A 21,140-nucleotide genomic window follows, 5' to 3' on the forward strand; every position below is an offset into this window, starting at 1 on the left:
TGATACCCCAAAAGTATAGCCCTATTCTATATAGTTCAAATCGATTAATTTTATGATGTGATAGATTGTGTTTATAAAGTGGGTTTGTTAGCCTAAACCGTAGATAATTGCCAGCGACGAAGTCGAAATAATCAGCCATAGGATCACTCCTTGCCAGAAGGGTTTTGGACTAATGGCTCTTAAAGCGCTCAAACTGATGTTGGCACCTATCAAAAAGAGACTGAGCAGCAATCCTTTCTTTGCCAGCATAACGATGGAAGAAGAAACGATCTCCATGGCAGGTATAAACGTGCTGATCACGGATGCCAGCACAAAAAGCAGAATGAATGTCGGGATGCTCAGCTTCTTTTTTCCATCCTTGAACATCAGACTCGAGATCAGGACTAGCGGAACGATCCACAGCGCCCGGGTTAGTTTGAGGGTGGTGGCAATCTGCAAAGCTTCGTCACCGAAGCGAGTGGCGGCACCTACCACTGAACTAGTGTCGTGAATGGCGATGGCCGCCCAAATGCCGAACTGCTCCTGAGACAACCCAAGTGCCTGCCCGATGGGCGGGAAAACGAACAGTGCAACAGCATTGAGCACAAACACGATCCCCAGCGCCACCGATATCTCCTGATCGTTGGCCTTAATGGCCGGGGCTACCGCCGCAATGGCGCTGCCGCCGCAGATGGCCGTGCCCGAGGAAACCAGGTGCGTAAGACGGGGAGGGGTATAAAAGAGTTTGCCAAGCAGCAGACCAATGACCATGGTAGCGGCCAGCGACGCTAAGGTATAGACAATGCCCATTAGTCCGGTTTCAGCTACCTGGTACAGGTCGATGCCGAAGCCCAGGCCTACCACCGCAGCCTGCAGAAGGTACTTTGAAATTTTCCCGGTATGCGCCTTAAATGGATTACCCAGCAGCAGACCAACCACCAAACCAGCTCCCAACGCCATCGCCGAGTTGAGCAGCGGCGTGAACAGGATCAGGAGTACAAAAGCAGCAAAGATCGTTTTCTGGAGCAGGGGAGAAGGCAGCGGGAAAAGTTTGGGCATGCTTGTAGCGGCGTTTGGCTTATCGCAGACAAATCTACGCTTCTTTCCAATTTAAGTATGTGACTTTTGTCGCATAACTAAAAAGCCTCTCCGATCATCACATAGAAATTCATGCCTTCGCGCCCATACCCGATATCTGCCCGGATGTTGAGCTTTTGCTCCGGGTTAAGGGCATAGCGCAAACCCGAGCCGATGGAGTATTTTAAAGTAGAGAAACTAACGTCTTTCGGCTTGTCAAACACATCGCCAACACCTGCAAATGCTGCCATGCCAAAGCGCCAGAACAATGGGAAGCGGTACTCCAGCTGCGTGCCGGCAAAGTTGTCTTCGAGGAAGCGGTTTTTGGCGTAGCCTCTCAAAATGCGATCGCCACCGGCCATGGCCATGCGCATCACAGGTATATCACCATTGTTGAGGTTGAAGCTTGTGTTGTGTGCCAGAATGTGGTTAGGCTTCAGCTCGAAATACTTTCGGAAGTCGAGGTTGAAATTGTTGTAGCCGAAGTCCCCGCAAAAGATGCTGCCAAAGCGATAGCCGGACATCTCGAGGTAAGTGCCGCTGCTGGCAAAGGCTACGTTATCTCGACTGTCGAGCAGAAAAATCAGTCCCAACCCGCTGTTTACTCCTCCCTGATAACCCGGAATCCTTTGCGTGAGAAGTTGGCTCTCGCGATCCTGGTTGATAGGGTTGAGCTGGAGGTCGTAGTAATTGGCGATCTGAAAATCAGGACCCAGAAAAGTTCTTACGCCCAGTTTCTTCAAAGCTGCCAAACGAGCGCTTACATAATCGTATTCATAGATTTCCTCGTCAGATAGGGGCATGTCGTTGCCGATGCCATAGAAGCGGTCGGTATATACCCGGTGACGCAGTTCACCACGCAGCAGTAATTTTTCGTCACGTGTAAAAATGGTCCAGTCGAGTAACTGGTCGGTTTGTTTGCGCAAGGTATAGTCGACGATCAGTCGCATCTGGGAGAGGCGGGTATAGCCCTCATCTTCGCTGTTCTTCAATTTGAAAAAGCCAAGCAGTGCTGCGCCAAATCCCAGCCGGGTGTCGGGAGTATAGTAGAGAACCGGAATCGGGATCAGCCCCCGTGTTTTCTCAGCTTTGGGAGGTGTGGTGTCAGGTAAAGCGTCAGCCGGATGGTCTTGCGCCAGCACACGGTTAGTCGCGCCCAATAGCAGACAGAGTCCCAGCAAGCAGCTGGCAATTGCATGTCGTTTCATAAAACCAGCAAGGTATAAGGTGAGGGGCGGGTTCTGTGTTATAACAGGTATAAATCAGGACTTTGCCTGTAGAAATGTAATGAAGTTTAGGGGGTTTTTGCTAGTGGTACGAGGGAATTTTTTGTCTGTTCAGTGGAGGTGTGTGCAATTGCTGTTACAGGTATAGAGGGGTATGGCGCGAGCGTCCTTGCTTGTGTCAGGTAGGGTGGGGCCTCCGGCCTAGGTATAACCGCGACTGTTGCAGGTATAGCAATGTGACTTGTTTCATTGCTTCGCCTGTGGGGCGGGCAGGGTATGCCCTGGCCGGGCGGGCCTTACTTTTTGTCTTGACACAAAAAGTAAGCAAAAAAGTCAAGACTCCCCAAACTCGCTGAACGCTCGAACAATGGGTAGTCGTTTGGGCGCACCTGGCACAGCTATTTGCTGCGTAAGTTCAGTGCGAGTTAGTTTTGCTGTACCTGCCAGTGTTACGTGACAGTAGCTACAAAACTTATACCTTTGAATTGGCAGATACTTAAGTCCCCCTTCGAAGGGGGCAGGGGGATGACAATCGTTCTCAATTCCCCTCTTGAAATGGGTAGGGCTGTGTTAATCGTGCATGGGAATCCAGTAAATCTTTTAATCCTGAAAATCCTGACCCTAGAATGCTTCTCCGATCATCAGGTATACATTGAACCCTTCCCGGCCGTAGCCAACGTCCACACGGGTGTTCAATTTCTGGTCAGGGCGGATGGCGTAGCGAAGGCCAGTGCCAATGGAGTATTTGATCGTGGACAGGCTGATGTCTTCTGGTTTGTCGAACACGTCGCCTATACCTGCGAAAGCGGCGGCTCCTAGTCGCCAGAAGAGCGGGAAGCGGTACTCTACCTGTGAGCCTACAAAGTGGTCGTCGTGGAAGCGGTTACGGGCGTAGCCTCTAAGTAACTTGTCGCCGCCGGCGGTGGCCAGGCGCTGTACCGGCACATCTCCGTCATTGAGGCGCAGCATGGTGTTGGTGGCCAGTACGCGGTCGTTGCCAAGACCGTAGTAGCGATTAAATTCCAGGTTGAAATTGTTGTACCGGAAATCGCTGCCAAAAGTCTTACCGAAGTGATAGCCTGAGATCTCCAGGTAAAAGCCTTTGCTCGGGTAAGCTGTGTTGTTGCGGTGGTCGATCAGAAAAATCGCGCCCAGACCTACATTGCGGCCTGTCTTGTATCCGGGTATTTGCTGGGAAAGCAATTGACTACCCTCTTCCAGTTCCACATTATAATATTCCGTGAACTGCAAATCAGGACCCAGAAAACTACGGAAACCCACGTTTTTGAGCACCGCTATTTTCGCGCTGATCATGTCATAGTCATACAGTTCACGATCCTCTTCTCGCGTATCGTTGCCGATGCCGTAGAAGCGGTCGGTATAGATGCGGTGCCGCAGTTCGCCGCGCAGCATCAGGCGCTCCTCTCTGGTAAAGATGTTCCAGTACAGCCATTGGTCGGTCTGCTTGTTCAGGGTGTAATCCACCACCAGTCGGGCCAAAGAAAGACGGGTGTAGGTGGTGTCGGTGTAGCTGCGGAGGCGGAAGTAACCCAATAATGAGGCCCCAAAGCCAAGACGTGTGTCCGGAGTATAATAGACCACAGGCGCAGGTATAAGCCCTTTGACGCTGCGTCGCTCCGGCTCTGGCGGATTCGGTGTTTTTTCTTCGGTGGTGTGCTCCTGCGCCAGGGCAGTTATAGGTTTTAGCAGTGTGAATAAAAGCAGTGGGAGAATGAAGTATAGGTATAAGCGCATGCAGGCCTTGGTTCTATAGGGGTTCAAAATATTAGGAGTACATACGTAAAGTACTCTTTCAGGTATAAACCAGATGAGAACGGTCTTGTTTTGTTAATGTCTATACATTGAAATAGATCTATTTATGGTGATTGTGAATATTTTAACAGCTTTACGCGTGGAATTTTAGACAGAAGATGGCTATATTGTATGTTTAAATCTAAACTACTCAATCACCTTAATCTGACACATGAGAAAAATCTTAACCATTGCAGCCTGTCTCGCTTTGGGAGCAGCAGGTAGTGCGATGGCGCAGGAGACCTTTCCGCGCAATGGCGTGTATGATGAACGCAGCGGTCTTGTCGCGCTCACCAACGCCACCATCCACACCGATTACAAAACCAAAATCGAAAACGCTACGCTCCTGATCCGCAATGGTAAGGTGGAGGCTGTGGGCACCAAAGTGCAGGTACCTGCCGGCGCCGTGGTAGTAGACGCCAAAGGCAAGCACATCTACCCGGGGCTGGTAGATATGTTCACCAGCTATGGTCTGCCAGAGGTGAAAGTGGAGCGCCGCAGCTGGATGTCACCACCGCAGGAGGAGTCCACGAAGCAAGGGGCTTTCAACTGGAACCAGGCCATCCGTCCGGAAACCAATGCCGTGGAACTCTTCAAAGTAGACAAGAAGCAGGCGGAGGAAATGCGCAAGCTGGGCTTCGGAACCGTACTGGCCGTGCACCGCGACGGCATAGCCCGTGGTACCGCCACGCTGGTAACACTGGCTGACAAGCGTGAAAACGAAGTGATCCTGTTGGACAAGGCAGCAGCTGCGCTTTCGTTTGAGAAAGGCTCTTCGCCGCAGGACTACCCGAACTCGCTGATGGGCTCTATCGCACTCTTGCGCCAGACCTACCTCGATGCGCAGTGGAATAACCTGAACCCGGGCCGTGAGCAGAACATTTCGCTGGCCGCTTTTACGGGTGCCAACAACTATCCGCAGATATTCGAAGCCAACAGCAAACTGAACTTACTGCGTGCCGATAAAGTAGGCGATGAGTTCAGAAAGCAGTACATCATCAAAGGTGGCGGCGACGAGTATCAGATGATCAAAGAGATCAAGGCGACCAATGCCCCGATCATCGTGCCTCTTAACTTCCCGGAGGCTTACAATGTGGAAGATCCTTATGATGCCCGCCGTGTGCCACTCGATGCTATGAAGCACTGGGAAATGGCCCCATCCAACCCGGCAGCTCTGCAGAAGGCAGGTATACCTTTCGCCTTCACGACTGCCGACCTGAAAGACAAAAAAGACTTCCTGCCAAACCTGCGTAAGGCCATCGAGTACGGTCTGTCAGAAGAAGAGGCCCTGAAAGCGTTGACTGCCACGCCGGCCCAGCTCCTGAAAGCTGACAAGCACGTAGGTAGCCTCGACAAAGGCAAACTGGCCAATTTCATTATCACGAGCGGCAACCTGTTCGCCGAAGACAATGTGATACTGGAGAACTGGGTGCAGGGCAACCAATACAAGATCACAGAGGTGCCGGCTGACTATAGAGGTGTGTATACCTTGAAAATCGGGCAGCAGCCGGAGCGCAGACTGCAGATTGCAGGCACTGCTGAGAAGCCGGAGCTGAAAGTGATCGGTCAGGATACTGTAACGGGTAAGATCTCTGTTAGCGGCAACCTGGTAACCCTGTCGTTCAACAAAGACAAGAAGAGCAAAGAAGCCATCCGCCTCAGCGGCTGGTATGCTGATAAGAACATGCAAGGCGAGGGCCAGTTGCCGGACGCAACGCCGGTGAAGTGGAACGCGAAGTTCTCTGAAGCCATGACCGAGAAGGCAAAGAAAGACGCGGCCAAAGAAGCAAAACAAGCACTGGAGCTCGGCAACATGATCTATCCGTTCCAGGCTTTCGGTCAGGCTGAACTGCCAAAGCAGGAAACGGTGCTGATTAAGAATGCGACTGTATGGACCAACGAGAAAGAAGGCATTCTGCAGAATACTGACGTAGTGCTGAAAAATGGCAAGATCGCGAAAGTAGGCAAGAACCTGAGCGAATCGGGTGCCCGTGTGATCGACGGCACTGGCAAGCACCTGACAGCCGGTATCATTGACGAGCACTCGCACATTGCGCTGCAGGGCGTGAACGAAGGTACGCAGGCGGTAACTGCTGAAGTACGCATGATGGACGTGGTGAACCACGAAGATCCGAACATCTACCGTCAGCTGGCTGGTGGTGTTACCACTTCACAATTGTTGCACGGCTCGGCTAACCCGATCGGTGGTCAGTCAGCTATCATCAAGCTGCGCTGGGGCAAGAGCCCGGAGGAGCTGTTTGTAGAGAATGCCGATGGCTTTATCAAATTCGCATTGGGTGAGAACGTGAAGCACTCCAACCGCGCTCCTTCGCACAATGTACGCTTCCCGCAGACCCGTATGGGCGTGGAGCAGGTATACGTAGATGCTTTCCAGCGTGCGAAAGAGTACCAGCAGACCTGGGCCAACTATAACAAAATGTCGAAGAAGCAGAAAGCTGCTGCTGGTGAGCCGCGTCGCGACATTGAGTTGGAGACACTGGTAGAGATCCTGAACGGCAAGCGCCATATTACCTGCCACTCTTATGTGCAGTCCGAGATCAACATGATGATCAAAGTAGCCGATCAGATGGGCTTCAAAGTGAACACCTTTACGCACATCCTGGAAGGTTATAAAGTAGCTGACAAGATGCGTGACCACGGTGCCGGCGGATCAACCTTCGCGGACTGGTGGGCTTACAAGATGGAAGTGAAAGATGCGATTCCGCAGAACGCTGGCATCATGCACCACTTGGGCGTAACGACAGCCATTAACTCTGATGATGCTGAGATGGCCCGCCGTCTGAACCAGGAAGCTGCCAAGAGCGTGAAGTACGCTGGTGTGAGCGAAGAGGACGCCCTCAAAATGGTGACCCTGAATCCGGCCAAACTCCTGCACCTTGATGACCGCATGGGTAGCATCAAAGTAGGCAAAGACGCTGACGTGGTACTGTGGAACAACAACCCGCTCTCTATCTACGCTCGTGCTGAGAAGACTTTTGTGGATGGCATCGCTTACTACGACCTGGAGCGTGACACGCAACTGCGCACCGAACTGGAGAAAGAGCGTATGCGTCTGGTGCAGAAAATGCTGCAGGCCAAAACATCCGGCGCCAGAACACAGGCTCCTCCAAGAAGCAGAGCCGCTGTGGTACACTGCGAGGACGTAGAGCACCACGAGGAAGAGGAGTATTTGGCTTACTAAATTGTTAAATGACTAAATTGCTGTTTGGGGATTGTGAAAATCGCGCTGCGAGTCAACAATTTAACAATGCAGCAATCTAACAATACAAAAGATGAAAATTCATAAGAGATATATTTCAGCGATCGTAGCATTTATGCTGAGCGTGCCTGCCTTTGCGCAGGTGCCGGTGCCGGCTGCGAAGCAAAGCAAGCCTGTGTTGCTAACAGGCGCCACCCTGCATGTGGGGAATGGCAAAGTGGTAGAGAATGCCGCCGTTGGTTTTGACAATGGCAAGATCACCTACGCTGGTCCGCTGAGTGGTGCGAACCGCAACGGGCACGAAGTGATCGACGTGGCCGGACAGCACATTTACCCGGGCCTGATCCAGCCAAACGCACAACTGGGTCTGAACGAAATTGAGAGTGTGCGAGCTACACTAGACATGCGCGAAGTAGGGCAGTTTAACCCGAACGTACGTGCTGTGGTGGCTTACAATACCGACTCTGATATTGTGCCAACCATTCGTGCCAATGGCGTTTTGATGACGCAGGTAACACCGGTGGGCGGAACCATTTCCGGCTCGTCTTCGGTGGTGCAACTGGATGCCTGGAACTGGGAAGATGCCATCGTGAAAGCCGACATAGGTATACACCTGAGCTGGCCAAACATGATCATCAACACAGGGGGCGCCCCGAACCCGCGCATGGCCAACATGGGGCAGCAGCGCGAAGAAGCCATTGCTGAACTGGGTCAGTTGCTGCGCGACGCCTCGGTATACAAGCAAGCTAAAAACGAGAAAGAGAACCTGAAGCTTACTTCACTGACGGGTCTGTTCGATGGTTCCAAAAAGCTATACCTACATGCTAACTATGGCAAAGAGATCATCGAAGGCGTGAACTTCGTGAAGCAGCACGGCGTGAAGGACATCGTGGTAGTAGGTGCCCGTGACGCGGTTGCCGTAGCCGATTTCCTGAAGGCAAACAACATTGCTGTGATCTACTCAGGTGTGCATGCCCTGCCTTCCCGTTCTGACGAGGATGTGGACATGCCTTACAAGACGCCATACCTATTGCAGCAGGCTGGTATACCTTTCGCGCTGGACTACGACCTAAGCACGCACGGTATCCGCAACCTGCCTTTCATAGCCGGTACTGCCGTAGCGCACGGTCTGGATAAGGAGCAGGCATTGTCGGCGATCACGCTGAACACCGCTAAGATTTTGGGTGTAGACAAAGAGGTTGGTTCCGTAGAGGTTGGCAAAGACGCGACCATCGTGGTTTCAGCCGGTGATATCCTGGATATGCGCACCAACAACGTAACACACGCCTTCATCCAGGGCCGCAAGATCGACCTGAACGACAAGCAGAAGTACCTGTATGAGAAGTTCAACGGCAAGTACCAGACTGAGCAGCCTGTAACAACAGGTCCAAAAGCTCAGAAATAAAGATTTATTTTCTCTCACCTTAAATAGAAAAGCGCTGTCCTGCTGGGGCAGCGCTTTTTGTTTTACAACTCCACTAACAATGCTCCCTGCTCCGTCACATCATAAAATGCTATCCCTGCTGCTGCTAATTGTGGCTTCAGGCGCTGCAGGTACCAGGGTGCATTGGAGGCGTCGAGCACGAGTTGCTTGAAGCGGAAAGGCTGTAGCTCCTCTGGCTTTACACGGACGTTCTGCGTGAGCAGCAGGTAATCTACTTCAAAGTCCGGCAGCGGCTTCACTTTAATGGGCTTAGATACCACCAGCAGGCGCTTGCCTTGCCATACCAGCAGACTGTTGCTGTCGGGCAGTACTACGTGGCTTATACCTGTCTTTGAAGCATCTGCGAAGGTACAGGTAGCGGCTTGCGACACACCTTTGTGCCAGAGGTAGGGTTGTATGTTGAAGGTATAATTCTGCGGAGCGAGCGGTTGGCTGCTCACAATAGTCGCCTGTTGCCCCTGCAGAAAGCTGAAAGCGGTGGCATTGCGCATGTTGTATACCACCAGACTACGCTGGTCGCGCTGAGCCGCCATCTCCATGACCTCCTGCACCGCCAATACCGCCACAATTACAGTTGCCAGGGTAAAGTAGCGGAGCTGTTTGTAGGCGAAGAACAGGATAAGCAAGAGCAGCAAGGTATAGAGTAGCCAGGCTTGGGAGACGCTGATGTCGATGCCGTTGATGACAGCCTGTGGCAGCTGGTTAACCCGCAGGTTGAATTCGTTCATGCTCCAGGTGATAGCAAAGTGTACTTTAAACAGCAGCGAGCTGAGCAGCGGCACCCAGGAAAGGAACAGAGCAGCTACACCAGAATAAAGCACCAGTGTAGCGGCAGGCACCACCAGCAGGTTGGCCAGCCAGAAATAGACCGGAAACTGGTGAAAGTAGTATAGCCCCAGCGGGAAAGTAGCCAGTTGCGCTGCCAAAGCCGCTGTAAAGAGTGCCCATCCCTTATCCAGAATCCTGTTTTCGAACTCCAGCAGCTTGTAAAATCTTGGTTGCAGGTATACGATGCCGAGCAGCGCCAGGAACGAGAGCTGAAAGCCTACCTCCAACAGGAAATAAGGGTTGTACCACAGCAACGCAAAAGCGGCAATGGCAAGGGTGTTGTAGATGTTGTGCTGCCGCCTGGAGACCATCGCCAGCGTGATCAGGCTGAACATGAAAGCAGCCCGCAGCACGGAAGGGGAGAGGCCTGTAATGAAAGCGTAAAGCCAGAGCACGCTCAGGATGACAGTGGCATAAACTACCCGTTGCTTAGGCGTTCGCTTGAAGCCAGCCAGCAGAAAGGCCAGAATGCCGTAGATCAGCCCGACATGCAGACCCGACACCGCCAGCACGTGCATGGTGCCGGTCTGGGCGTAGGCATCGCGGATGGAATTGTCGAGCTCGTCTTTCACACCCAGGATCAGGGCAGAGGAAATGCCATACTCCCGTCGCTCGTCGATAGACTCTTTCAGCAAAGCGTCGAGTTGGCGGCGCAGGTAAATACTGAAGTACAGCAGCGGGTTTGATGGGTCGGATTCGACTTTTTGAAACTGGTGTGCCTGCAGGAATTGACGGTGGTGAATCTGCTTGTTCGCCAGAAAGGCGCGGTAGTCAAACTGGTTCGGATTGGCGGGCGGCGCGACAGGTAGCGGTGTGCCTTTGATCAAAAGCCGGTCGCCGTAGGCAAGCTCGTACTCCTGCTGTGAATCGTGGGGCACAGAGAGTTGCACCTTGCCTTCGGCGGATTGCCACTGTCCGTTTACCTGCACCTGCTCTACCTGCAGCACCGTGTTCTGGTAACCAGGTTTTTGCACCACGTAATCATCCACCACACCGACGTAGTAAGCGGGCTGACCAGGCAAATTGCGCAGGTGCTGCGGGTGATGCGAATCAATGTGCAGGTGCGTGGCCCACATGCCAGCGGCCGCGAAACAGAGGAGCCCGGCTATACCTGCCAGCGTGTTGGCCTCTACCGTTTTCGCCTTCCGTGCGATCAGGTATAGCGCCAGGTATAAGGCAACAAAAAAGGCAAAGAGCTCCGGGCTATACCTGAACTCTTTGCCTGTATGCAGGTACACGAGTATACCTGCTATAAAGCTAAAGGTAATGCGAACGAATGGGTAGGGAGCCCACCGTTTCATCAGCCCTTATACACCATTTTGTAGTGCTGTATGTCGCACTCGGTGAACATATCACCTTCGGCAACAAAGCCGTGGCGCTTGTAGAAATTAACAGCCGGTAACTGCGCATTCAGGTATACCTTGCTGTCCGCATGGTCTGCCTGTACGTCCCGTAGCACGGCCTGCAACAGCGCAGCACCTACCTGTCGGTTGCGGTAGCTGGCCAGCACAGCAAAGCGCTCCAGCTTTATACCCTGATCAGTCTGTCGCCAGCGGGCAGCCCCACAGGCTATACCTTCGCAGGTGGCCAGGTAGTGACGGGCAGTCGATTCAAACTGATCACGCTCCGCCTCACGCGGTACCTGCTGCTCTTCTACAAATACCTGTTCACGTATGTTGAACGCGGCAGACCTATCCTGCTCGCGCTCAGCACGTATTACCTCAATCATCTTGTGTTATCAGATCAGCAGCTATACCTTCTTTTTGCGGCCATTCACTGAAACAGGCTTGCCTTCTTCGGCGGCTTCAGCTTCCAGCTTGGCAGACAGACGTGCCTCGTCAGCCTGTGTATAGGCGTCCACGATGTCACGCACCAGGCGGTGACGCATCACGTCCTCCGGCTGCATCTCGATAAAACCGATACCTTTCACATTGCGCAAGGTATGCAGGGCATCGATCAGGCCAGACTTTTGTCTGTGCGGCAAGTCAATCTGCGAGCGGTCACCGTTGATCATCACCTTCGAAGTCGGGCCCATACGGGTCAGGAACATCTTGATCTGGGCCGGCGTCGTGTTCTGTGCCTCGTCCAGCAACACAAAGGCATTGCTCAGGGTACGTCCACGCATGTAAGCCAGCGGTGCGATCTCAATGATCTTGCTTTCCTGGTAGTATTTCAACTTTTCCATCGGGATCATGTCCTCAAGGGCGTCATAGATCGGGCGCAGATACGGGTCCACCTTCTCCTTCATGTCACCTGGCAGGAAGCCCAGGTTTTCGCCGGCTTCCACCACAGGGCGGGAGATGATGATCTTCTTTACCTCTTTGTTTTTGAGCGCGCGCACGGCCATAGCCACCGAGATGTAGGTCTTACCGGTACCCGCAGGCCCCAGCGCAAACACCAGGTCATTGTTTTCCACCAGGTCTACCAGCTTTTTCTGGTTTGGTGTTTTGGCCTTGATGATGCCTCCTTTGCTACCGTACACGATCACATCCGGCGAAGTCACGATTACCTCCTCATCCGTAAAAGGATCAGAAGAAAGGTATCTATTTACGCTGTTATGCGTAATCTTCCCGAACTTGTGATAATGATCGATCAGTGAAGAAAGAATCTCGTGTATCTTGGTTATCTCAGGCGTCTGGCCCTGAATTTTAATTTCGTTACCTCTGGATATGATCTTGCTGCTCGGAAAAGCGGCTGCAAGCTGCTTGATATTCTGATTCTCTGTCCCCAGAAAATCGATAAGAGAGATATTCTCTAATGTTATTACTTTCTCTACCAAATGTTTATGTTATATATAGTACGTTGGTAATATATTCTGTAAATTAGCTAAAATTGTTACATATAGATTACAAATCTACTCAAATTATAGTTCGCTCTATGGCTGTAATTACGTTTACCTCAGACTTTGGCTACACCGATCATTACGTGGCTGCTGTAAAGGCCGCCATGCTGTCCCTGCAGCCTCAGGCCCATATCGTGGATATTTCCCATGGGATCGAACCATTTAACATCCCGCAGGCCGAGTACATCATCGGTTCGGTGTTCGGGGAGTTCCCGGAAGGCACGGTGCACCTGGTGGCTGTAGACACGCACGGTTGTAAACAGGGCAAATACCATGCTGCAAAGTACAAGGGCCACTACTTTCTACTCGCTGACAACGGGCTGCTTTCGTTGCTGACAGACGGGGAGCCGGAAGTGGTGGTGGAGTTGCAGACGGACGAGGAACTGCTTCCTTTCCCAGCCAAGAATCTGCTGGCTCCTGCTGCGCTATACCTGGCCAAAGGCGGCGACATCGACGTGCTGGGCGAGCGAACCACCTCATATAAGCAGCTGCTTAACCGCCAGTTGCGACTCAACGATCACTCCATAACAGGGCACGTCATTCATGTGGACCGCTATGGCAACCTGATCACTAACATTACCAAAGACAGTGTCGAGACCATTGCCCATGGCCGCACCTACACCGTGCATTTCGGCCGCGAAACGGTAGGCCGCATCCACCAGAACTATACCCAGGTAGAAGACGGCGACTGCTGCTGCCTCTACAACCACCTCGGCCAGCTCTGCATCGGCATCAACAAAGGCAACGCCGCCGAGCTGCTCGGCCTTGACTTCGACTCGCAGGTAGATGTGCGCTTTTATCCGGGAGCTTAGTTTTGGGTTGAGTGAATGAGTGATTAATTAATTTATTTTTGATGGAGAGGATAGGTGACTAATTTTGATTAAAAATTTGGTCAGTTATGAACAATCTAAAATACGCTTGCTCGGAACTCACTAAATCACTCATTCACTCAACCACTCATTCACTAACTCACCCCATGTTAATCCGCATTGTACGCATGACCTTTCAGCCAGAGAAGACAGCCGATTTTCTGGAAATTTTCCGCAACTCAAAAGATAAGATCAGGGCTTTTGACGGCTGCAACCATGTAGAACTGCTGCAGGACCTGAACCACCCCAATATTTACAGCACCTACAGCCTATGGGACTCCGAGGAGCACCTCAACAACTACCGCGACTCCGAGCTCTTTGGGCAGGTATGGAAAGCCACCAAGGCGCTGTTTGCTGATAAGCCGCAGGCTTGGTCGCATGTGTCCGTAAACATTTAGCGGTATCTAACCAATAGGTATAGCCGTGTTGTGTAGGATAGTTTAAACAATCCAATTGCTTTTCCTGTACCTTTGCCAGATATACCTGCCACTGATAACCGTTCAGCGTATACCTGATGGATTTAACTTCTAAAGATTTCTACTAACTATGAATTACTTCGAGTTTTACCATATACCTGAGAGTTTCCTGCCCGACGAGAAAGCGATCAAGCGACGCTACTACGAGCTGAGCCGCGAGTACCACCCAGACTTTTACGCGAACGAGGACCTGGGCACGCAGCAAAAGATCCTGGAGCTCTCCACGCTCAATACCAATGCCTACAGTACCCTCAGCGATGCCGACCTGCGCATGCAGTACATCCTCAAAGAGCACGGTCTGCTGGAGGAAGGTAAGAACGAGCTGCCGGGCGATTTCCTGATGGAGATGATGGAGATCAACGAGGAGCTGATGGAGCTTGAGTTCGACTTCGACGCCGCTAAGCTGCATGAAATAGGGGAGAAGAGCTCGGGTACGATGGCTGCTTTAGAAAATGATATCCTGCCGGTATTGCAGCGATACCCTGACCTTCATGGAGTTACCAAAGAAGAGGCCCTGGAGGAGGTAAAAACCTACTATTTGAAGAAAAAATATTTGTTGCGTATTCAGGAAACTTTATCTAAGTTTGCAACCCGTTCCTGATAGTCGATCAGGTAGGATTAATGCCTTGGTGGCGGAATTGGTAGACGCGTTGGTCTCAAACACCAATGAGGTTACACTCGTGCCGGTTCGACTCCGGCCCAAGGTACAAGAGCCCTGCAGATGTGAGTCTGCAGGGCTTTTTTGTTTTTCGGGGATGGTGTAGGGGACGGAATATTTTATTTTCCTATTTGATATTCCGTATCATTTTTAGCTCTTTTTATAGCTGAATGTTAGTAGTTAGATCTATCTTATTCATGAAATGCCCCATATCTAGATGACTGACATTTCTTGTTCTTTCAAACCTTTCAAAAGATTCTAAGAATTCACCGTCTTTTTCAGGATTTATAGTTGACTTTAAAAGTAATTTCTTTTCTGAACTATCATTCTTGTATATACGGCTTGTATCATACGAACTATAAAGATGATTATTGTAATAAAGTACTAGTTGTGCTTCAATCCACATTAAAGACCTTTCTCGCTCTCCTGTTATGTTCTTCTTTACAATTCCTTTAAAATGTTCTTGTAATTCCTCTAAGCTTAGCGATTTACTTTTTATTTGATTGTACAGCTTTTCATTTGTCAACTTTATGTAGGTCAGAAGTAAAAATACAATAGGTATTACATACTCAAGGGTTTTGAAACTTCTTAAAGCAAGCCGTGCATGGGCGAATATTTTTTCTTGTTGCCTTAAAGAAATTGCTGTGCCATCAAATAATATTTCTGATACTTGCAGGAATTCATTCTTATCGGAACCAAGTTCTCTATTGTTCTTTCTATGGTCTGATGCAAAAAAACTATCAAATTCAAAGTATTCGTATAGATACTTATAATATATGCCTTTTTCGGGTTCTGGAATTGAATACTCTATGTCAATGAATCTCCTTAAATAATCATCAGTATCAATATACTCGCTTCCATAGACTCCACGTATGGCATTTCCTAACTGTGTTTTATCGATTGACAGTACAAACACAATATTAGAAACTGAAAAGAAGTGCTTGATTTGTTCAAGAATCGAGACAGCATAATTGGGGCGGCAACGGTCCAACTCATCTACGAAGAATATGAGCGGTTTACCTTTATTAGTTTTATGGATAAATTCTGATAGGCTATGGCGAAATTCTTTTACACTATCTTTTTTATTCACATAGTCTTTAACTTCATTTTCGAAGATATCGGTTATACTTTCAGAGACTCCTACGACTGCCTCATTTAAAAGCTTTATGTTGATATATCTATCGGCAACTGCTGCAACTATAAGCGGGACAATGTTTTTGGATAAAGGTGCAGCATTTTTTAATACTTTTTTAAAATGGTCTTTAGCTGTTTCCTTTGTTATCGCCTTCAATTCCCCCATAAGAGCAATTAGAGGATTGTCCTCAAAGTCATTCTCCCAAGCGTTAAAATAGATTGTTTGTAATGATTGGTTTTTTAAATCTTGCTCCCACATTTTAATAAATGTAGTTTTCCCTGTCCCCCATTTATTATTGATGGCTAAAACAAAACCTTTAGGGTGGCTTTCTATTATACTATTTAACACATTAGCATATTTAGCTCGACCAAGTTTACAGTTTTCAAATGGGTTTTCTGGATTAACAATTAGCTCATTATGCTTAAGGGACATCTTCTATTTATTTTATGATTAGGTCTAAGGAAGCTATAAAACATTGATTATACCGATGGTGAGAATACCAAAGCGAGTGTTAAGTACATAGAAACATCAGTGAATCTGGGAGTTGTGAACATTTAGCTATTCCTTTTAGTGTTAACACTAAATGATCTTGATAGGCTTCTAATCTTTCTGGATACAGTAATTTATATATCAATATATTAAAACTATTTAAATTATAAGCTACAATATCCAAAGCTTTATGCTGTACCTGTTAAATTTTACACAACTTGATAAGTACTTCTTTCATCTCTTCTTAGCCTTTCTATAAAGTCATAATCAGTATAAAAAGCTGATGTAGACTTTGAGCAATTCCATACCTGACATCTTTACACGGCTTTATTTTAATAACAAGCTTTTCTAGGCTTTTCTGTACCTTATTGAATAGCTTTGTTTTCCCGGGAGGGTGCAGGCGACTGGCCTCGCTAGCCCTACCTACTGTAGTTATCACCACACTCTATGAGGCACCCTTTACAAGTTTTGGCGCTATGCCTGTTGTTTACTTTTTGCTGTTCCGAAGCTGTATTGGCCCAACCCTCTGAAATAACTGCTTCCACTAAAGCCCCGTGGTCAGTTGGGGCCAATGCTTATTACGGTACTCTTTTTCGTTACAGAAGCGGGCTGTCAGTGCTTAACTTCACGCACCCTTACGCGGTCGAGGTATACGCCAATAAACATACCATTGGCAAGCATAACTGGGAGAGGCAATACAATCACCCACAGGTAGGCTTTGCGCTATCATACTACAACTATGGTGTTCCGGTCGAACTGGGAGAAGCGGTTTCGTTGACAACGTACCTGGATAATACGCTTTTACGGTTTAAAAAAAGCAGTCTGCGCTTTAACCTCGGTACTGGCTTGGTGTACTCCACCCGCCACTATACACCCGGTGTAAACGAGCAAAACATGGCTATTGGAAGCAAGTTTACCTTTGCGCTTCGGGGAACTGTACGCTATGAGTTTCCAATAAAGGAGCATATATACCTGAACCTTAACTTAGCTTTCCGGCATTTTTCCAACGGCGCTCTCAACAAACCAAATAATGGCATGAATTTCCCCTTAATAGGTGTGGGCGTGCGGTACCAGCCAAGGGAAGTTAGGCTGCTGGATGTGCCGGACACCACGGCTGCTCTTTTGGACAAGCGGCTCCGTCTTAACCTGAGACTGGCAGGCGGCGTGAAGGAAGTATTGAGGATAGATGAAAAACATCCCATGTACAGTCTCTCGGTATACGCCAGCAAAAGACTGTCGCAGAAGAGCGCGCTCTTATTCGGTGCTGATGGCTTCTACAATACGGCAGTGCGGGAAGAATTTATAAACAAGAGTCAGCCTGTACCAGACGAAGTGCTGGACCAGTCGCTGTCAGGCGTGACTGTCGGCCACGAGCTGCACCTGGATAAGCTGTCGTTTGTTTTTCAGTTGGGGCGCTACGTGCACCAGCCCTACGGTTTATACCCCAGCTACTACCAGCGGTATGGCCTGAAGTATAGCCTCCATCAAAACGTTTCTGCCGGCGTGATGCTTTTGGCGCATACCCGTTCTGCTCATGTTATTGAGTGGGGCTTTGGTTTGCATCTGTGATGGGCAGGACGTGCAGCTTAAAACCTAATAAGCTCCAACTACTGATCAGGTCAATCAGGCCTGCATAAACACAAGTTAGTTGAGACAGTATACTGGCGTAAAACTTCTGCATACGTCTCTCGGAAGATGTTTTCAGGGTGGGTTTATTTTGATCAAATAATAAGGGAGGTATTTTACATCCATAGACCTATTTAGTAAGCTCTCGGCAAACAAGGCAGTATCACAATACAAGTTTAAGTACACTAGTCGGCATAAGGTATTTTCCTCAACCGAACTCTAACCAGCTATAGGAAAGTATACTGTTGCAGCCTATATTTAATAAGGTTTTAAGCTAGTTCACAATGCAGGCTGTTAATCATATTAGGAGGTTCCTGAGCAGGAGGGTGTACGTCCTGATCATTGCTGTCTTGGTGTTGGGAGTGGTACATTTGCGGTCGAGTGAAAACCTGCCTTTCGGCCCTGATTACGTTTTCCCGCTTCAGGACTTTCTGGTTCATTTTCTGGGCACACTCTTTCTGTGGGAGATACAGATATGGAATTTCAAGCACCTGTATGAGCGGAAACTCTATGAAGAGGGTTTCTCTTTGAGACTGATATGGCAGGTGCTCGCCATTAATATGTCCTTCACCGCATTATTTTATACGGTGTTCGCGCCCAGTGTTACCGTCTGGATATACAAAGTACCCTTTAGCGTCTACGCCTTCGTAGTCGGTCTTTTGCTATCGCTTCTGTTTTCGCTATTGATTAATATGCGTTTTCCTGAGCTTGCAGGTATACAGGTACTGGCAATTTAGGTCGCAACAAGCACCTGCTTCTGTTTCGGCGAATCCAGCTCGTGCTGTGCCCGAATCTTCAGAAGAGGCAGATGCCTTCCATAACTATGTGTATGTAAAAACGGGAAACGAGGAGCTGCAACTACCTTACCGGGAGATAGCCTACTTTTATACCGAACAGAAAGTTGTTTTTGCCATGACCAGAGTGGGCAGAAGGCTTATCACCCAGTACACACTGGCCGAGTTGGAAGAGTTGCTGAACCCTGCTTTCTTTTTTAAGATCAGTCGTCAGGTCATAGCACACAAGCAGTCCATCAAGTCAGTGCGCAAAGATGCCAATTACAAACTCCTGGTACTTTTGGAGGCAAAAGGACAGCCTGTAAAGGAAGAAACGATAAGTCGCTACAAGGCCGCTGAATTCAGAGAGTGGTTCAGGGGAGAGATGCACCACTAAACTGGCTGACCATTCAGGCAAATATTACCTACCATTCAGTCTAAAACAGCTCAGATTCTTCGGAATCAGCATTTTTTTATTTCTCCTTTGGGTCATTGTTTCACATCAAAATTTAAGACAATGATCACAAATGTAAAAACCAAAAGCCAGCCTCAAGTAAAAACCAAAATTCCGGTAGCGACCGTTTCAGGTGTTGTATTGGCCTTGCTGGGGCCTACTATGCTCGTGCTATTGGCCAGCTACCTAAAACTCGGCTTTATTGGTTCCGAGCTCTTCTTTTGGGGCCTTACCTTGGCCATACTTATTATTGTGCGTGTGTGGGAGCGCAAGCCTTTTTCCTCTATCGGCTTTCAGCGATTTACACTTAAAGATGCGGGTTGGGCTATCGTGTTTGCAGCGGCCCTATTCCTTTCCTTTCCGGTAATCTATGGAACACTGATCTGGTTGGAGGTGCCGGTAGCGACAGAAATGTTCAAAGCCATAGGGGCGCTGCCAGTGCCAATACTTTGTTTATTGGCCTTACGCGCAGGTGTAACGGATGAGATTTTAAACAGAGGCTTTCTGATAGAGCGCTTGTTGCTGATCACCAACAACAAAGTAGTTGCAGCGGTACTGCCACTTTTGATCTTCATAATGTCGCATTTGGCATGGGGAGTGGCGCACTTGCTTTTCGTGACGGTAGGGGGGATCTTGCTGACGCTGCTATACTTCTGGAAGCGCAACCTATGGCTCAACATCATTTGTCATTTTGTAGTAGATTTATCACTCTTCCTGATCATGCCCTCGCAATACTAAAAGAAGTGACTCGCGCATTAATACAACAACAAGGGTAATACGAGCTCATGATTTTGAGACAGATGCTGTTTCTGTCTTTCAGCAACCGTCAAAACCCAGAAGTCCTGGTTTTCATATTCAGTCAGCAAATTCCTTAGCACCTTAAGGCTGCCTGGCAGTAATAGCATTCCGAAAAGAGGTTGTGAAATGGGTAACGCTTACTTAAGAGTGGAGAAAACCCTGCTCGCATAGTAGCAGTCTATGTATTGAAATAATTTTGAGCCTTCACTATTTTAGACCAAAATTCTTTTAGTTTTGTTAGATGACGAGTTTTGAAGAAACGAAACAGCTGCTGGAGAACTCCACCTTCTACTACATTATTACCACCAATATGGAGGGAAGGTATACCTATGTGAACAACTGCTACAACAATGCCTTTCAGGGCATTCATGGCTGTATTATCGGGCAGTCCTATGAAGTTACGATGCACCCGGACGATACTAAAGTCTGTGCAGAGGTTGCTGCCAAATGCTTTGCGCAACCCGATAGTACCTTCCCGGCCACGATCCGCAAACATGATGGCAAAGGTGGCTACCTGATTACACAGTGGGAATACAAGGCTTTGTTGGACGAAGAAGGTAATCCTGCCGGCATGTTCTGCCTGGGTTACGATATAACTGATTATACGGCATCTCATGAGCAACTCAAGGACGCAAAATCCTTGCTGAAAGAGATTGCTTTTTACCAGTCCCATATAGTCAGAAGACCTTTGGCAAACATCATGGGGCTGGCTAAGGTGCTGGAGCATATGGAGCTGGATCAAAACCTTCAGAATATCTGTAACATGCTCATCGATAACTGCCAGCAATTAGACGCTGTCATAAAAGATGCCGCATCCAAGCAAAATAACAGCTGACCGAAAAGTTTCGCCACTTACAATCATGCCTCTGCGTACCCGTGCGCTTAGGTAAAGCGTGTTTTCCACTGCACCCAGGTTTCCAATAGCTGGCATTCATGTCTCTGCAATGATACTAATCCCTGCTCCATTACAACCTTTCCCTGCAACCTATCCTATTCATTGTTTAACCATCGATTTGCAATCTTTATCTCTCGGAAAATTTATACTGACTTGTTGGAACTATTTGTTTTGTACAATGATTTCCATTAGCAAATTAGCAACATATAGCTAGCCTGCTAAACTTTACTCTGTGCAGTTTGCTAGGTATTAATAGCACAGATAAGTTAACTTCAGAGATTAATTTTTTTAGGACTGTAACTCTTATGAGTTACAGGTGCTTGTTGTCTCGCGTAGAACAATGTAAGTTGGATTATACTTCATTTTAATCTTATGTATAATCATGCTAATGTTATAGCTTTACAAGTTGCACGAGTTTAAAAATGTGTAAAAATGGTTTGTTGAGGGCGCGTACTGAAAATTGTATATGATATATCTCATTTTTTTGCGCTCGCGAAAAGAATTATCATTGTGGTATAATTCTTTAAGGGTTTTAAAAT

17 protein-coding genes and 1 tRNA gene are annotated in these 21,140 nt (G+C 48.7%); 11 read left to right on the forward strand and 7 right to left on the reverse strand.

What is annotated here, in order from left to right; all coding sequences use genetic code 11:
- Nucleotides 1-87 precede the first annotated feature (87 nt).
- The 3 genes from I0P70_RS05335 to I0P70_RS05345 all read right to left on the reverse strand — a co-directional run bounded on the left by I0P70_RS05335 (nucleotide 88) and on the right by I0P70_RS05345 (nucleotide 4,037).
- A complete protein-coding gene (locus tag I0P70_RS05335; RefSeq protein ID WP_196115227.1) occupies nucleotides 88-1,038 on the reverse strand; it encodes a YeiH family protein in 951 nt (316 codons plus the stop codon).
- Nucleotides 1,039-1,115: 77 nt separating this feature from the next.
- Complete coding sequence (locus I0P70_RS05340) at nucleotides 1,116-2,264, reverse strand: BamA/TamA family outer membrane protein (protein WP_230392013.1); 1,149 nt, start codon at nucleotides 2,262-2,264, stop codon at nucleotides 1,116-1,118.
- A gap of 639 nt (nucleotides 2,265-2,903) precedes the next feature.
- On the reverse strand, nucleotides 2,904-4,037 hold the full coding sequence (locus tag I0P70_RS05345; RefSeq protein WP_196115229.1) for a BamA/TamA family outer membrane protein: 1,134 nt from the start codon (nucleotides 4,035-4,037) through the stop codon (nucleotides 2,904-2,906).
- A 229-nt stretch (nucleotides 4,038-4,266) separates the two neighbouring features.
- On the opposite strand from I0P70_RS05345, the gene I0P70_RS05350 reads away from it, so the two are divergent.
- Nucleotides 4,267-7,296, forward strand: a complete 3,030-nt coding sequence (locus tag I0P70_RS05350; RefSeq protein ID WP_196115231.1) for an amidohydrolase family protein — start codon at nucleotides 4,267-4,269, stop codon at nucleotides 7,294-7,296.
- 91 nt (nucleotides 7,297-7,387) lie between these two features.
- On the forward strand, nucleotides 7,388-8,719 hold the full coding sequence (locus I0P70_RS05355) for an amidohydrolase family protein (RefSeq protein ID WP_196115243.1): 1,332 nt from the start codon (nucleotides 7,388-7,390) through the stop codon (nucleotides 8,717-8,719).
- A gap of 62 nt (nucleotides 8,720-8,781) precedes the next feature.
- On the opposite strand, the gene I0P70_RS05360 is transcribed toward I0P70_RS05355, so the two are convergent.
- From I0P70_RS05360 to I0P70_RS05370, 3 genes are read right to left on the reverse strand one after another with little or no spacing between them, the layout of a single operon-like run.
- On the reverse strand, nucleotides 8,782-10,887 hold the full coding sequence (locus I0P70_RS05360; protein WP_230392014.1) for a ComEC/Rec2 family competence protein: 2,106 nt from the start codon (nucleotides 10,885-10,887) through the stop codon (nucleotides 8,782-8,784).
- Nucleotides 10,887-11,315 carry a GNAT family N-acetyltransferase gene (locus tag I0P70_RS05365; protein WP_196115246.1) on the reverse strand — a complete coding sequence of 143 codons (429 nt, stop codon included), beginning with the start codon at nucleotides 11,313-11,315 and terminating at the stop codon, nucleotides 10,887-10,889. The genes I0P70_RS05360 and I0P70_RS05365 overlap by 1 nt, the downstream gene beginning before the upstream one ends.
- 21 nt (nucleotides 11,316-11,336) lie before the next feature.
- The gene (locus tag I0P70_RS05370; protein ID WP_076422318.1) at nucleotides 11,337-12,365 is read right to left on the reverse strand and encodes a PhoH family protein; all 1,029 of its coding nucleotides are present in this window, start codon (nucleotides 12,363-12,365) and stop codon (nucleotides 11,337-11,339) included.
- A gap of 98 nt (nucleotides 12,366-12,463) precedes the next feature.
- Between I0P70_RS05370 and I0P70_RS05375 the strand changes: the two genes are divergently transcribed.
- From I0P70_RS05375 to I0P70_RS05390, 4 genes are all read left to right on the forward strand, one after another.
- The gene (locus I0P70_RS05375; protein ID WP_196115249.1) at nucleotides 12,464-13,240 is read left to right on the forward strand and encodes an S-adenosyl-l-methionine hydroxide adenosyltransferase family protein; all 777 of its coding nucleotides are present in this window, start codon (nucleotides 12,464-12,466) and stop codon (nucleotides 13,238-13,240) included.
- Between the two features lie 164 nt (nucleotides 13,241-13,404).
- Entirely contained in the window at nucleotides 13,405-13,695 is a 291-nt protein-coding gene (locus I0P70_RS05380; protein ID WP_196115252.1) for a putative quinol monooxygenase, read from the forward strand.
- A 148-nt stretch (nucleotides 13,696-13,843) separates the two neighbouring features.
- Nucleotides 13,844-14,374 (forward strand): Fe-S protein assembly co-chaperone HscB, encoded by a 531-nt coding sequence (gene hscB / locus I0P70_RS05385; RefSeq protein WP_196115254.1) that lies wholly within the window; start codon nucleotides 13,844-13,846, stop codon nucleotides 14,372-14,374.
- A gap of 22 nt (nucleotides 14,375-14,396) precedes the next feature.
- A tRNA-Leu gene (locus I0P70_RS05390) sits at nucleotides 14,397-14,480 on the forward strand.
- Nucleotides 14,481-14,591: 111 nt separating this feature from the next.
- Here the strand turns inward: I0P70_RS05390 and I0P70_RS05395 are convergent.
- Nucleotides 14,592-15,998, reverse strand: a complete 1,407-nt coding sequence (locus I0P70_RS05395) for a P-loop NTPase fold protein (RefSeq protein ID WP_196115257.1) — start codon at nucleotides 15,996-15,998, stop codon at nucleotides 14,592-14,594.
- A 570-nt stretch (nucleotides 15,999-16,568) separates the two neighbouring features.
- Between I0P70_RS05395 and I0P70_RS05400 the strand changes: the two genes are divergently transcribed.
- The 5 genes from I0P70_RS05400 (at nucleotide 16,569) to I0P70_RS05420 (ending at nucleotide 20,541) form a co-directional block, all read left to right on the forward strand.
- Entirely contained in the window at nucleotides 16,569-17,624 is a 1,056-nt protein-coding gene (locus I0P70_RS05400; RefSeq protein WP_196115260.1) for an acyloxyacyl hydrolase, read from the forward strand.
- 341 nt (nucleotides 17,625-17,965) lie between these two features.
- Nucleotides 17,966-18,418, forward strand: a complete 453-nt coding sequence (locus I0P70_RS05405) for a hypothetical protein (protein ID WP_196115262.1) — start codon at nucleotides 17,966-17,968, stop codon at nucleotides 18,416-18,418.
- Between the two features lie 46 nt (nucleotides 18,419-18,464).
- A complete protein-coding gene (locus I0P70_RS21445; RefSeq protein ID WP_196115264.1) occupies nucleotides 18,465-18,851 on the forward strand; it encodes a LytTR family DNA-binding domain-containing protein in 387 nt (128 codons plus the stop codon).
- Between the two features lie 120 nt (nucleotides 18,852-18,971).
- Nucleotides 18,972-19,646 (forward strand): type II CAAX prenyl endopeptidase Rce1 family protein, encoded by a 675-nt coding sequence (locus I0P70_RS05415; RefSeq protein WP_196115267.1) that lies wholly within the window; start codon nucleotides 18,972-18,974, stop codon nucleotides 19,644-19,646.
- A gap of 301 nt (nucleotides 19,647-19,947) precedes the next feature.
- Nucleotides 19,948-20,541 carry a PAS domain-containing protein gene (locus I0P70_RS05420; protein ID WP_196115270.1) on the forward strand — a complete coding sequence of 198 codons (594 nt, stop codon included), beginning with the start codon at nucleotides 19,948-19,950 and terminating at the stop codon, nucleotides 20,539-20,541.
- The last annotated feature ends 599 nt before the right edge of the window (nucleotides 20,542-21,140 follow it).

Origin of the sequence: Pontibacter sp. FD36 (assembly GCF_015686655.1) — a bacterium.
Classification (GTDB): domain Bacteria; phylum Bacteroidota; class Bacteroidia; order Cytophagales; family Hymenobacteraceae; genus Pontibacter.

Excerpts from the sequence above, each read along its gene's own strand:
- I0P70_RS05395 (WP_196115257.1), bottom strand. The coding sequence starts at position 15,998 with ATGTCCCTTAAGCATAATGAGCTAATTGTTAATCCAGAAAACCCATTT.
- I0P70_RS05360 (WP_230392014.1), bottom strand. The coding sequence starts at position 10,887 with ATGAAACGGTGGGCTCCCTACCCATTCGTTCGCATTACCTTTAGCTTT.
- I0P70_RS05365 (WP_196115246.1), bottom strand. The coding sequence starts at position 11,315 with ATGATTGAGGTAATACGTGCTGAGCGCGAGCAGGATAGGTCTGCCGCG.
- I0P70_RS05355 (WP_196115243.1), top strand. The coding sequence starts at position 7,388 with ATGAAAATTCATAAGAGATATATTTCAGCGATCGTAGCATTTATGCTG.
- I0P70_RS05340 (WP_230392013.1), bottom strand. The coding sequence starts at position 2,264 with ATGAAACGACATGCAATTGCCAGCTGCTTGCTGGGACTCTGTCTGCTA.
- I0P70_RS05350 (WP_196115231.1), top strand. The coding sequence starts at position 4,267 with ATGAGAAAAATCTTAACCATTGCAGCCTGTCTCGCTTTGGGAGCAGCA.
- I0P70_RS05420 (WP_196115270.1), top strand. The coding sequence starts at position 19,948 with ATGACGAGTTTTGAAGAAACGAAACAGCTGCTGGAGAACTCCACCTTC.
- I0P70_RS05405 (WP_196115262.1), top strand. The coding sequence starts at position 17,966 with ATGCAGGCTGTTAATCATATTAGGAGGTTCCTGAGCAGGAGGGTGTAC.
- I0P70_RS05375 (WP_196115249.1), top strand. The coding sequence starts at position 12,464 with ATGGCTGTAATTACGTTTACCTCAGACTTTGGCTACACCGATCATTAC.
- I0P70_RS05415 (WP_196115267.1), top strand. The coding sequence starts at position 18,972 with ATGATCACAAATGTAAAAACCAAAAGCCAGCCTCAAGTAAAAACCAAA.
- I0P70_RS05380 (WP_196115252.1), top strand. The coding sequence starts at position 13,405 with ATGTTAATCCGCATTGTACGCATGACCTTTCAGCCAGAGAAGACAGCC.
- I0P70_RS05345 (WP_196115229.1), bottom strand. The coding sequence starts at position 4,037 with ATGCGCTTATACCTATACTTCATTCTCCCACTGCTTTTATTCACACTG.
- hscB (WP_196115254.1), top strand. The coding sequence starts at position 13,844 with ATGAATTACTTCGAGTTTTACCATATACCTGAGAGTTTCCTGCCCGAC.
- I0P70_RS05335 (WP_196115227.1), bottom strand. The coding sequence starts at position 1,038 with ATGCCCAAACTTTTCCCGCTGCCTTCTCCCCTGCTCCAGAAAACGATC.